Here is a 12,977-nt window from a genome sequence, read left to right as displayed (position 1 = left end):
CTAGCCTGGTCTTTTTGAGAGGAGCAATTACCATGACGGTAAAAGAACATTACAAGATGTACAAGGATGGGAAGCACTGGGTTTTCGCTGCGATTACAGTCGCTGCAATCGGTTTGGGGACGGCAGTTGGCCAGGATACATTGGCGCATGCGGATAACACCACGACGGGGGTTGAGACGGCACAGGCAAGCGGGGATAGCGCCGAGCCAAGCAGTGTCACAACACTCCAGAAGTCAACCACGGATACGACGACTTCTGATGAAAAGACCGATACGGGTGACACAACGTCTAATGTGACCGAAAATGTGAACACTGAGAGTGAAAATTCTGAGGCGACTAGTAGCTCAGATGTGACCCCAGACAAGTCAATTAGTGACAATCAGAGCACCCAGAATGCCAGCGATAGTAATGACAATACTTCAAATACGGCTAGCGGGGCAACCAGTGGAGCAGCAGGGACGCCTGCGAAGTCTGGTAGCCATACAGGAAGCAGTGAAGTCACAGGCGACGATGCCGGGACCACGGCAGTTGGAAGCAAGGACTCGGGTGAAGCTGTTGAAAATGGCAGCGGTACCACAGAAGCTTCGGACAACTCAGAAAATTCTGCGACCGATGATACACCAGTTGTGCCTGATACTAAGGCCGATGTCAACGCTGACAGCACATCTAACACGACGGATGTTAACGTGGACAAACTTGGAGATGGCATGGTAGCAACATTAGACGCATCCAAGTTTGCGGCAAATAACGCGCTGTTCAGTGCAGAGGCCTTCAGTCTCGATATGCCTGCTAGTGCCAACAGTCTCGTTCAAGGGCTGAGTGCGACAGATGCACCAGTTGCAGATCCCAGTAATCTGACGTACACCCAAAATACTGACGGGACTATTACCATTACCGGCGCGTATCATGATGTGGGAGACACTTTGGTTATCCCATCAACGATCACCGACTCTGCTGGGAATGTCCTAAACGTCACGGGTATCGGTCAGGGCTTCAGTTCCAATTATGGAAACACTAAAAATTTAAAAACCTTAATTATTGAAAATGGTATCACGTCCATTGCAGATAACGCCTTTTCATATCTCAAGACGTTATCAACGATTGACCTGAGTCAGAACCAGACGCTACAGACCATTGGTACCCAAGCTTTTGTTAGTGATGGATTGACCACGTTGATCTTGCCAGATAGTGTGACGACGATTGGCAGTCAAGCCTTTGAAAGTAACCCTTTGACAGACGTGACTTTTTCAAAAAAACTGCAAACAATTGGCAGTGAGGCCTTTGAATACGATCCACTGACGACGGTTGACCTGAGTAACACGGCATTAACCACTATTGGGGACAATGCCTTCTTTAGCACGCGAATTGCATCGCTTTCTTTGCCCAACAGTCTGCAAACGATTGGGACAAAGGCATTTGCCTCTATCTCTGAATTAACGAGCGTCGTGATTCCTACAGGCGTTATCACCATCGGAGACAGTGCTTTTATTCAGGACAATAACTTAGCTAACTTGACCTTCGCAACCGGCAGTCAACTTCAGACCATCGGTGAGAATGCGTTCACCTACGATGGGGTGACCAGCTTGGATCTACCAGAGAGCCTGATCACCATTAAGGAGGGGGCTTTTTCCGCCAATACGCAGCTGATGACGCTGAACTTTGCGGCTAACGGAAATTTGGCGACGATTGGGGCACATGCGTTTGAAAATGACAATGGGTTAACGACGGTGACGCTACCAGCCAGTCTGACCACACTGGGCGATTTTGCTTTCAGTACGAACCATAACTTAAGCGCGGTGACCTTTACCGATGGGGCACAACCAGTGACCATCGGGAATAGCGCCTTCATCTACGATACAAAATTAACCAGTGTCACATTACCAGCTAACCTGACATCGATTGGTGAGCAGGCGTTCTTATCTGCCACGAGTCTGTCAAACATCAACTTTCCAGCGGGTTTGGTCAGCATCGGTGACAATGCGTTCACCTATGATCAGGCGCTCCAGACCATCGACATGACGGGGGCTCTGAGCCTGACAACCATCGGTAACGGTGCCTTTGAATACGCGGGCTTAACCGGGGAAGTGACCTTGCCAACGCACTTGATGACGATTGGAAATTTAGCGTTTGCCGCTAATAATCTGACCGGCGTGGTTTTGAATAGCAATCTGCAAACTGTCGGGGATAGTGCCTTTATCTACAACAACCTGATGGGCTCTGTCCTTTTCCCAGCCACTTTGACATCGATCGGTCAGATGGCCTTCTTCGGCAATCAATTGACGGGCGTCAGCCTACCAGCAACTGTTAATCAAGTGGGCGCGAACGCTTTTAGTTACAATCAGATTTCCAATTTGAGTGCCGGTTCGGGGACTTCCAGTCTGGCGTTGAATCAGAGTGCTTATTATTTTGTTGATAAGCAACCAACAGTTTCACTGTCTGATCTCTTTACCGTAGGCCTCGGTGACCAGACCATCACGGGTGCCAACATTAGCAAGCTGACGGCGGGCGTTACCCTCAATAGTGATGGGACGTTCGATGTACCGGCGGGCGTAGAGCAATTTACGTTTAACTGGTCCATGACTGACAACGGGGCTACCTATACCGGGCAGTACCAAGTCGTGATGGACAATCCGGACATCAAGGTGCATAACGCCACCGTTTTCTATGGGGATAACTGGACGCCGGGTGATAACTTAGTGAGCGCCATTACACCGAATGGCGATAAGCTGACTATTGATGACCTGACCGTTAAGATCAATCAGTTAGATGCGAACGGCGAGGTTGTCGTCGGTGCTGATGGCAATCCGGTGGTCGTTGCGGCTGGTGATGTAACGAACAATGTCGGTACCTACCAAGTCACCTACAGCTACGGGAGTAATTCGGCCGTAGCGTTGGTGACCGTGGAGAAACGGACGGCGACCTACACAATTAGTGGCAATCAGACGACGACCTATAACGGAGAGACACCAACGTTGGATATAGCTAATTTTAGTGCGCAACTTAGTAATGATCTGCCTTATACGCTTAAAGATGGGGATCTCGTGCTGGCCTACACGGATGCCAACGGCAAGCAAGTCCTTCAGACGGCCGATAACGCAGCAGACTTTGTAAACGCCGGAACGTATGATGTGGTTGTCAACCCGGCGGCCTGGGATCGTTTGGTTGCTGAAACACCAGCCATCTCCAACTATGATTGGACCGGGTCCAAGTCGATTGCGACGCTGACAATTGCGCCAGCCGCATTGACGGTTACCGTGGGCAATCAGTCGAAGGTCTATGGTGAGACGGACCCGACGGTTACCCCGACGATTAAGGACGCAGCTAATAATGACATCACTGATTCTGGTGTGACAGTGACGCGGGCAGCTGGTGAAAATGCGGGGATCTACACCTACAAACTGGACACCTCGAAAATGAGTCAAAACTATACGATTGCCAATGATTCAAGTTTAGGCGTATTGACGATTGAGAAGGCACCGTTGACGGTGACAGTTGCCGACCAAACCATGGCTGCCGGGACGAAGGAACCCGCCGCTAACGTAACCATTGTCGACAGCAAGGGCAATCCAGTTACCGACTCTGGGCTGACGGTGACGCGGACTCCCGGGACGATTGCTGGCATTTATGCTTATCTCTTGAATACGGATACGCTCAATACTAACTATCAAGTGGTTAGTGCAACGCTAGGAACATTGACGATTGCGGCAGTTCTTGCTAACGTGACTGGAAGTAACTACACCATGACCGTGGGGGATGCAGCACCGACTGTCAGTGATTTCAAGGCGTCGGCTACGGATACCAACGGCCAAGCGGTCGACAGTAGTGAGATCACCTTGGATCTGGGAACGGCTGATTTGACCACACCGGGAACCTATAAGGTCACTTTACGTTATGGCGATGACGCAACGGCAACAGTTCTGCTGACGGTCGTGGCTAAGTCGACCGGCGGTGATGGTGATGGCGGTAATCCTGGTGGTGGCACAGATCCAGTCGATCCGACCGACCCGGTTGACCCAACCGATCCAGTTGACCCGACTGATCCGACTACGCCGAAGGATCCTGATGGGATCAAACACGAGGTTATTAGTGACAGTGGGGTTGGTGACAGTGTTAAACCGGGTATTGCAGTCAACATCAAGAACCCCATGTATGTGACGAGCGGTGCTGGTGCGCAGATCACGGACGCACAGTCAGAATCGCAACAATCGCATCGGGGGGCGTTGGATCAGTCTGATGCGGTGAACGTACAGGCAACTGCTGCCAAGCGGACGGACGCTGCACAGACGACGCTACCACAGACCAATGAGGCGACAACGTCCTGGTGGACCGCTCTGGGCCTCCTGGTGGGTAGCCTGAGTCTATTCGGGTATCGGAAGAAGCGTCATAACTAAGCACGATGAGAGGAAGCCTCAGCCGGTATATTTACGGTTGGGGCTTTTCGAATGGCGAATCTGCTAAGCCTTAAGGGAAACGGAAGGCGGTTAGCAGGCTTTTTAAAATAACGAAGCAGAAAAGGATTGACAATAACTAATTGATCATTTAATATAAGAACGTACAGAAATTTGATGAAGGTAAAAACGCGAATCGCGTAATTTTTTTTAAAATGACGTGAGATGAAGGCAGTTAAGTTGATTACACCATTCGTTAGGGTAATGCAACGGTGATTTGCGCACGAATAGTCAATCTTATTACATGAACGTCTAATCGTTGAGTAACGATTTCTGCGTGAGACTTTTTAAGAGTCGTTAAGTCGGCTTTTAATTTTTGTATTTTAATTAAATAAACGTTTAGCCAATTCAAAAGGAGAAGATTATGATGGATCAAAAAGTTATTTTAATTACAGGTGCCTCAAGCGGTATGGGTTATGCAGCTGCACAACTATTTGCGAAAAACGGTTGGCAAGTCTTCGCTGGGGCACGACGGGTGTCAAAGATTCCTCGTGCGGCGAATATTCATGCCTTATCATTAGATGTGACGGATAGCACCTCTAACCAGGCGTTTGTTGCCACGGCGGTTCGTGAAGCGGGACGGGTCGATGTGTTGCTGAACAACGCCGGTTATGGCGAATATGGTCCTCTGGAAGAAGTTAGCATGGCCAATGCGCGTAAGCAGCTGGAGACTAATCTGTTGGGGGCTGCTGAACTGGCCCAGCTTGTTTTACCGACGATGCGTGAACAAGGAACGGGTCGAATCGTGAATGTTTCTTCCGTTGGAGGCGACTTGTATTGGCCATTGGGTGGCTGGTACCACGTGGCTAAGCACAGTTTGAATGTCTGGTCGGACGTTTTAGATACTGAGATTCGTCAGTTTGGTCTACATTCCGTTGTGATTGAACCCGGTGGCACGGAATCGTCTTGGAGTGAAATTGCCATGAAAAATGTGACGAAAAATTTAAAGGAAAACTCACCGTATCAGCCGCTGGTTAACGGGACGATGAAGTTCATGCAACGACTATCGGGAACTGCCTCTGCCGCAACGGCTGCTGAGCTTGCTAAAGTCTTCTACCGTGCCGCCACTGATGCACGGCCAAAGCGGCGCTACTACTATTCGGTGACTGATCGGCTGATGGCCAGGAGTGCGCGGGTACATGCTGGAACTTTTCATCGGTTGGTCACGTTAGTAGTGAAGCGATCGCTGTAAGTTCAGGTTAAACGAAAATCAATCGTGATTGTGTCAGAATTAGGTATGAGAAAGCGTTGTGCTGTCCCACAGTGGGAACACAGTGCTTTTTTTTTGAAGGGACAGGTCTGATGATCGTAAATACTTTATTAAGATCGTCCAAAACATGCGACAGAATTCTCCGAAATGACATTAGTAAAGAGTAGGGGGACTAAAAGAGAGTGAGGGCAAAAGGTTATCAATTTTAAGCGGAGTCAGCTGTCTTCTGTCTCACGTTTCAGCAATATAGTTTTGAAGAACCAAAAAGAGTCTGGGGATTGTCCCAGACTCTTAGGTGGATAAACATGTTGAATTTTGAGGTGACCGAATTACATCAGAATTTTGGAGAGGAAGTCTTGTGCCCGTTCAGTCTGTGGGTTGCTGAAGAATTCTTCTGGCGTGTTATTTTCCTGAATGTAGCCGTCGGCCATGAACCAGACGCGGTCGGCCACGGACTTGGCGAAGCCCATTTCGTGGGTTACCACAACCATCGTCATCCCTTGGTGGGCAAGGTCCTGCATAACATTCAGAACTTCACCGACCATTTCGGGGTCTAAAGCAGACGTTGGTTCATCGAATAACATGACCTTGGGATCCATAGCAAGGGCCCGGGCAATGGCGACCCGTTGGGCTTGACCACCAGATAAGCTGGTGGGGAAGGCATCGGCGTGGTCATCTAAGTTGACTTGTTGAAGCAATTCGTGGGCGCGCTTTGTGGCATCTGCGTCACTCATATGCTTAACCTTCATGGGAGCCAATTTGATGTTTTCTAAGACGGTCATATTTGGGAAGAGATTGAAGTTTTGGAACACCATCCCCATTTGTTCCCGGAGGGTGTTGACCTTCTTAGTATCCAAGGTTGTCAGATTCTGACCATCGAAGTCGACTTCACCGCTCGTTGGGGTCTCCAACAAGTTAAGGCATCGCAGAAAGGTACTTTTCCCACCACCGGAAGGACCGATGACGACGATCACTTGACCAGGATTAACTTGTTCTGAAATGTTCTTTAAGACTTGGTTGTCACCGAAGTTTTTGGCGAGGTCCTTGACCTCAATAATTGGTTTAGTCATGTTGCATCTTCCTTTCGAAGTGGTTTAAGATCCGTGAGGCAGTAAAGGTCATGATGAAGTAGAGAACCATGATGACGGCGATTGGTGCTACCCCTCTGTAGGTGTCGGACCGTACGATGTTGCTTTGGAAGATCAGTTCGGAGACCCCGATGATGGATACGATGGAGCTATCCTTGATCAAGGTAATAAATTCGTTCCCTAATGAAGGCCAGATGTTCTTTAAGGCTTGTGGTAGGACAACGTACCGCAGGGTGTACCCCTTGGTCATCCCCAGGCTCCGAGCAGCTTCAGTTTGGCCCTTATCCACGGAGTTAATCCCCCCACGGATGTATTCGGCGATGTAAGCCCCAGAGTTCAGTGAAATGGCGATAATCCCGGAAGTTAATGCGGACAGGTTGACGATGAGCCCTAGACCAAAGTAGACGAACATGACTTGGACCATCATAGGCGTTCCCCGAATGAATTCGACGTAAGCCGTAGCTAACCACCGTAAGGCAGTCGCGAAGACGCCACCTTGAGCCATCCGTGCGAGAGATAAGAGTACCCCAAGAATGAACCCGAAGAAGACGGAACAAACCGTGATGATCAACGTGTATTCGATCCCTTTAAGGAAGGCCTTCCAGTAGTGGAGCATGCTGGTGTTGACGGTGTTGGTCTTTAAGTATTTCCCGGCAGCGGGGAGGTAATCCTTGTTGACGAGGTTCTGCTTTCTGATTTGATCAACAGACTTGTTGGCTGCGGCAACCAGGGAAGTGGAGCCCTTGGCAAACGCAACGGAAGCACTGGTATCAGAAGCACTTAAATTAAACTTACTTGGAATCATTGCTAATTCTTTGTTATTGGCCACGTAAGCTTTGGCAGATGGTTTTTCCATCGCAACCCCTTGTAACTTATGACTCTGTAATCCTAAGATCAAGTCGGAAACGGACGTCATCCCTTTAACGGTCGTCCCGCTGGTCTGCTTCTTGGATTCGGTGTACATGGTAGAACCGGTTTGGGCCCCAATGGTCTTGCCCACGAAGGAATCCTTATCTTTATAGATACCTTTGTCACTCTTGTTGATCACGATGCTGTACCCACCCTGGTAGTAGGTGTGGGTGAAATCAACATTCTTCCGCCGGGCAGGCGTTGGGTTCATCCCGGAGATAACCATGTCGACCTTACCTGTTTGTAAGGCAACCAGCAGGGAATCAAAGGACATCGACTTAACGACAAGCTTGACGCCTAAGTCTTTGGCGATCTTCTTCCCAACGGCGACGTCCATTCCGACAACTTGACTCTTGCCGTGAACGGTAGCTTGGAATTCATAAGGTGGATAGTCAGGCGAAGTCCCCATGACTAACTGTCCTTTTTTCTGAACCTGGGCCAGCGAATCATCGGTGGCGGCTTGTGCCGTTGTCGTGGTGGCGGTCCATCCGGCAACGAGCGCCATCACCAATGCGATGGCCATAATTAATTTATTTTTCATAATGGCTTACTCCTCTATATGTGATGATGTATTTGAGTATAGCGGGTTTCGTTTATTTATACAAGTTTTATTTTAATAAATTTAGTTTTATACACGGATTATCCATTTAAAATTCGCTTACATCCCCGATTTAAAGAGAAACGTCAATATTTTTATACATTTTCGGTGAATACACGCTTTTTATAAGCTTAGTAATTGAATGAATAGGAAGTAAGTGCTAACATGTATAGTGTCTGTTTTATACGGATATCTATAAAATTTTAGAAAAGAGGAGTTACGATGTCAGGACATTCTAAATGGCATAACATCCAGGGCCGGAAAAATGCTCAGGATGCAAAGCGTGGAAAAATCTTCCAAAAAATCTCACGTGATTTGTACCAAGCTGCAAAAGCAGGTGGTCCTGATCCCGACGGTAACCCTCAACTTCGTTTGGAAATGGACAAGGCGCGGGCAGCTAACATGCCTAAAGACAACATCAAGCGGGCTTTAGATAAAGCTTCTGGTCTTGGTGGCGCCAAGTTCGAAGAAATTACCTACGAAGGCTACGGTCCAGCTGGGACGGCGATCATGGTTGCTGCTTTGACGGACAATAAGAACCGGACGGCTGCGGCTGTTCGTTCTGCCTTCACGCACCATGGTGGCGCTCTTGGTGCAGCGGGTTCCGTTTCATACATGTTCGATCGGAAAGGTTACATTGTAATCTTGCGTGATGGTCTGGACACGGATGAAGATACGATGTTGATGGATGCACTTGATGCCGGGGCGGACGACATGGAAACCACGGATGAAGAATTCAAGATTTACACGGATTCTTCAAGTGAAATTGCAGCACGTAATGCTTTACAAGAAAAGGGCTACAAGTTGGACACCGCTGAAGTTCGGATGTTCCCTCAAAACACGACTGAAGTTCCAGAAGCCAAGGCTTCTCAATACCAAGGTTTGATTGAAGAACTGGAAGACAACGACGATGTCTCCGACATTTACGAAGCCGCAGTTTTACCTGAAAGCGTTGAATAAGCGTTTTTAACCAAATAATTTGAGTCGATGAACCCACTACCAGGCCTTGCTTGGTAGCGGGTTTTTGTGTGCGCTGATTTAAAATTGGTGAACGCGAGAAACGGTATCGTCGATGGCTACTAGATATAATAGAAAGCTTAACTGAAATCTACATCGTCTGTACGGAGACATATATTTTTTTTAAATAAAAAATATATACCATCTTTTTTTACGTAGTTAGTTAGAAAGGGCAGGAGATGGGTGATGTGATTCAAAAAATGATTACGGAATTATTGGGAGCAGCACGGACGCAGCATGTCAGTGATATTTACGTCTTACCACAGCAGACGGGGTATCAGATCAGGCTGCGGCAGTGGGGTGCGGTGACGACCTGGCGGCAGGTGACTACTCAGTTGGGCCGTCAGTTGATTGCTTACTTTAAATTTCAGGCAAACATGGCAGTCAGTGAAAATCGCCGGCCACAGGTGGGGGCCATGACCTGGCCGGGGCCGCCTGAGCCTTTAGAATTGCGATTTTCGACGGTCGGCGACTATGTGGGGCGCGAATCACTGGTCATTCGGGTGATTTATCCCTACCATACCGGGGAGATGGCCTATTTGGATGGGACTCAGCCGGGCCAGCTTCAGCAGTTGGCCCAGCGTCGGGGGCTATTGCTCTTCGCGGGACCAACCGGTTCTGGGAAGACCACGACGATGTATACGATTGCTCGGGAGCTCGCGGCCACGGTTCTCACGATTGAAGATCCTGTTGAAATTAAAGAAGCAGCGTTTATTCAGCTGCAGGTCAACGAGGCCGCGGGGATGGACTACGAGGCCTTGGTCAAGGTGGGGCTGCGTCATCGGCCAGACGTTTTTATTATTGGTGAGATCAGAGACGCGGTGACGGCTCAAGCGGCCGTACGGGCAGCGTTGAGCGGCCATTTAGTTCTGACCACCGTTCACGCGCAGAGTGCGGGTGGGGCCATCCCCCGATTGACGGAGCTGGGAGTGCCACTGGTGCAATTACGGCAGGTGCTGGCGGGGAGCTGTTATCAGCGCTTGATTCCCCGCCTTCAGGATGGACCGGCCGTATTACTCGATATTTTGACCGGTGACGCCCTTTGGCAGACAACAAAGACAACCACGGAAAGGTGGCGGCATACGCTTGAAACGGCAACTGTGGAACAAACAATTTCAATGGCAACGGCGCGGAAATTTCGGGAAGGGTAGGTGGTCCTTGACACAACAGCAGCAATTTTGTCAGCTCTTGGCGGATCAGTTAGCGAGTGGTTTCTCCCTCCGACAAGCGGTGAACTTTAGTCAGACGGCCAATAGTGGGTTACCGCGTGATGTATCGAAGATTGAGGCCCATTTGTTGGCGGGGGAAGACTTTGTGACGTGTTTAGCCCCATATCTGCAGACCAATGTGTATTTTCAATTGCAGTTGACGGCAACCTATGGGGAGCTCGCCACGGCGCTTCAACGAGTGGCGACGTTACTACGTCTGATGGCGACGCAACGTAAACGACTACACCAACTGCTACTCTATCCGGTGGGCCTGCTTGTGGGGATGGCGGGGCTCTTCGTCACTTTGAAGGTAGGAATCTTACCGCAACTACAGCAGGAGATTGCTGCTCAACCGGCACCGGTCCTTTCTTGGCGGCATTATGCGGAAGTAGGTGGTGGACTGATCATCATCGTGGGTGGCCTGGTGATGTGGCGCTGGTGGCGCCAGCAAACCTCACTGCATCTGGCCACGTGGTACTTGCGATTGCCAGTGGTTGGCCGTATTTTCCGGGCCTACTATGCCTACTACCTCACAGCCAATCTCAGTCAGCTTGTGGCAAGCGGATTGAGCGTTAAGCAAATGATGGTAGTCTTGCGACAATTACCACAAGCATCTTTACTGGCACAAATGGCCGTTATACTTGAACAGCAGCTCGATGCTGGTCGTTCACCAGTGGGCTGGTTGCGTCAGCAGACCTACATTCCACCGCAACTGGTTGTCTTATTACGGAAGGGTAGCACGCAACCACAACTGGCCCGCGAGTTGGAAGCATACAGTCACTTGCGGTATCAGGAGCTGGCTCGCCTGACAGAACGGGGACTAGCCATGGTTCAGCCGATGTTGTTGACCGTCGTGGCACTGCTGATTGTTGGCGCTTATTTGAGTTTGCTTCTACCCATGTATGCCAATCTGCAGGGGGTAACGCCATGACGAAACGTCACGGATTTACTTTGGTTGAAATGACGATTGTTCTCTTTATTATTTCACTACTGGTCCTGATCATTCTGCCAAATCTAAGCGGACAGCGGCATCATGCCCAGGGAATTCATCAACGTGCAATGGAAACCGTGGTTCAGGGACAGGTAACCGCGTACCTGGATGATCATCAGACGGCTACACACGTGACTTATGCCGCGTTGGAAGCGGGTCGATACCTTACAGCTCAACAGGTCAAGCAGGCCCAACGTGAGGGAATCAAGATTCATGATGAGCGGTCAGAAAATGAGACGTGATCGGCACGGGTTCACCCTCTATGAGACACTAGTGGTCTTACTGATTGCGATGGGTCTAACGGTGTTGGTGGGCTTTCAGGCGGTTGCCCAACGTCGAGCTGCTGCGGAGCAAGCCTTTTGGCCAGCCTGGCAACAACTATGGACGGTGGGTCGGCAGGTGGCGATTGCGCGGAATGAGACAATTGGCATCTTTATTGATCGCCAGACGGGAGAAGTGACCCTGACTCAGGGTCAGTCCCATCATGTTTTTCGTCGATTGAAGCCGCCACCAGGACTCCATTGGGTCGACGGTCGGACGGGCTGGGGAATCACGCCGCAGGGACATGCGGATGCTTTTACTATGGAGTGGTATAGTACGACACATCGCGTATGGTGGTATCAAACATTTCAGTTGGGAGGGGCATTGATCTATGTTGAAGCGACCAAGACGCGGCGACCACAGCGGGTGGTTACTTCCTGATGCTTTGTTGGCATTGGGCATTGTTGCCTTAACGATTGGTCTGGCACAACAGACGCTGACGGTGACTCAGTACGGCGAGCGTGTGCGAACGGCACAACTCCGACAGGCCCGTGAACGACACGACCAGGCCTTGCTCACTTGGGCGGCCGACCAGTGAAGCAGAGGGAAGGCTTTACCTTGATAGAAACGCTACTGGCCTTAGTGATTGCGGCGGGGATATTTACATTGGCCAGTGGGGTGGACCGCGTCCTCCTACGGCCGCTCCGCCAGGACCCGGTGGCGTGGTATCAGATGGTTCGGGTCCTCGAACAGCCCGGACGGTATCGAGTCACTGGCGTCGATGGGCAACAGTTGAATCTACAGGATCAGCAGAAGCAGGTGGCCCGGGCGGTCTGGGTCGATGGTAAACACGTCTTACGATTGACGAATACAAATCATCAAGGTTACTATCCTCTATTACGGCGAGTGGAGGCCGTGCACTGGCACCTTACAAAATATCCGGGTTTAGTGCGCCTGAATCTAAAGCAGGAGCGATTACCTTGGCAGACAACGATTCTCGATTTACGCGGCGAGGTTTCCTGACGCTGTGGGCACTGTTTTTCTTGGCAAGTGTGAGTCTGGTCTTGATTCTAGTCATGGCTGGCCAATCTGCACGCGAACAGTCGACTCATCAACTCATTCAAGACTATAATCGTTCGACTTCACAACTGAATCGGGCGCGTGAATCCTCACAACAACCGTCAAAATCGTATCTCCGAACAGTAAAACCCGCAGATTAGCCACAAAGATTGCTTGAATAACATCTG

12 protein-coding genes are annotated in these 12,977 nt (G+C 49.9%); 10 read left to right on the top strand and 2 right to left on the bottom strand.

Going from position 1 to position 12,977, the window contains the following annotated elements:
- Positions 1-32: 32 nt before the first annotated feature.
- Both ACKTSF_RS05260 and ACKTSF_RS05255 read left to right on the top strand, forming a co-directional pair.
- Positions 33-4,391, top strand: a complete 4,359-nt coding sequence (locus tag ACKTSF_RS05260) for a leucine-rich repeat protein (RefSeq protein ID WP_407887296.1) — start codon at positions 33-35, stop codon at positions 4,389-4,391.
- 424 nt (positions 4,392-4,815) lie between these two features.
- Positions 4,816-5,640 carry an SDR family NAD(P)-dependent oxidoreductase gene (locus ACKTSF_RS05255; RefSeq protein ID WP_407887294.1) on the top strand — a complete coding sequence of 275 codons (825 nt, stop codon included), beginning with the start codon at positions 4,816-4,818 and terminating at the stop codon, positions 5,638-5,640.
- A gap of 347 nt (positions 5,641-5,987) precedes the next feature.
- Here the strand turns inward: ACKTSF_RS05255 and ACKTSF_RS05250 are convergent, their stop codons facing one another.
- Both ACKTSF_RS05250 and ACKTSF_RS05245 read right to left on the bottom strand, forming a co-directional pair.
- Positions 5,988-6,728, bottom strand: coding sequence for an amino acid ABC transporter ATP-binding protein (locus tag ACKTSF_RS05250; RefSeq protein ID WP_407887292.1), 741 nt, complete (start codon positions 6,726-6,728; stop codon positions 5,988-5,990).
- Positions 6,721-8,178, bottom strand: coding sequence for an ABC transporter substrate-binding protein/permease (locus ACKTSF_RS05245; RefSeq protein WP_407887542.1), 1,458 nt, complete (start codon positions 8,176-8,178; stop codon positions 6,721-6,723). Before ACKTSF_RS05245 ends, ACKTSF_RS05250 begins: the two co-directional genes overlap by 8 nt.
- 297 nt (positions 8,179-8,475) lie before the next feature.
- Here ACKTSF_RS05245 and ACKTSF_RS05240 point away from each other — a divergent pair, with 297 nt between their 5' ends.
- From ACKTSF_RS05240 to ACKTSF_RS05205, 8 genes are all read left to right on the top strand, one after another.
- Positions 8,476-9,213, top strand: coding sequence for a YebC/PmpR family DNA-binding transcriptional regulator (locus tag ACKTSF_RS05240; protein WP_407887290.1), 738 nt, complete (start codon positions 8,476-8,478; stop codon positions 9,211-9,213).
- 245 nt (positions 9,214-9,458) lie between these two features.
- Positions 9,459-10,421: a competence type IV pilus ATPase ComGA gene (gene comGA, locus ACKTSF_RS05235; protein WP_491062247.1), complete on the top strand. Its 963-nt coding sequence runs from the start codon at positions 9,459-9,461 to the stop codon at positions 10,419-10,421.
- A 7-nt stretch (positions 10,422-10,428) separates the two neighbouring features.
- The gene (locus tag ACKTSF_RS05230) at positions 10,429-11,409 is read left to right on the top strand and encodes a type II secretion system F family protein (protein ID WP_407887288.1); all 981 of its coding nucleotides are present in this window, start codon (positions 10,429-10,431) and stop codon (positions 11,407-11,409) included.
- Positions 11,406-11,711 carry a prepilin-type N-terminal cleavage/methylation domain-containing protein gene (locus ACKTSF_RS05225; protein WP_407887286.1) on the top strand — a complete coding sequence of 102 codons (306 nt, stop codon included), beginning with the start codon at positions 11,406-11,408 and terminating at the stop codon, positions 11,709-11,711. The genes ACKTSF_RS05230 and ACKTSF_RS05225 overlap by 4 nt, the downstream gene beginning before the upstream one ends.
- Complete coding sequence (locus ACKTSF_RS05220) at positions 11,701-12,171, top strand: pilus assembly FimT family protein (RefSeq protein WP_407887285.1); 471 nt, start codon at positions 11,701-11,703, stop codon at positions 12,169-12,171. The genes ACKTSF_RS05225 and ACKTSF_RS05220 overlap by 11 nt, the downstream gene beginning before the upstream one ends.
- Entirely contained in the window at positions 12,122-12,328 is a 207-nt protein-coding gene (locus ACKTSF_RS05215) for a hypothetical protein (RefSeq protein WP_407887283.1), read from the top strand. Before ACKTSF_RS05220 ends, ACKTSF_RS05215 begins: the two co-directional genes overlap by 50 nt.
- The gene (locus tag ACKTSF_RS05210; RefSeq protein WP_407887281.1) at positions 12,325-12,753 is read left to right on the top strand and encodes a prepilin-type N-terminal cleavage/methylation domain-containing protein; all 429 of its coding nucleotides are present in this window, start codon (positions 12,325-12,327) and stop codon (positions 12,751-12,753) included. The genes ACKTSF_RS05215 and ACKTSF_RS05210 overlap by 4 nt, the downstream gene beginning before the upstream one ends.
- Positions 12,711-12,950: a hypothetical protein gene (locus tag ACKTSF_RS05205; RefSeq protein WP_407887279.1), complete on the top strand. Its 240-nt coding sequence runs from the start codon at positions 12,711-12,713 to the stop codon at positions 12,948-12,950. The genes ACKTSF_RS05210 and ACKTSF_RS05205 overlap by 43 nt, the downstream gene beginning before the upstream one ends.
- The last annotated feature ends 27 nt before the right edge of the window (positions 12,951-12,977 follow it).

It is taken from the genome of Levilactobacillus muriae (assembly GCF_045862015.1).
GTDB classification, from domain to species: domain Bacteria; phylum Bacillota; class Bacilli; order Lactobacillales; family Lactobacillaceae; genus Levilactobacillus; species Levilactobacillus muriae.
This window is presented reverse-complemented; position numbering and strand designations above follow the sequence as displayed.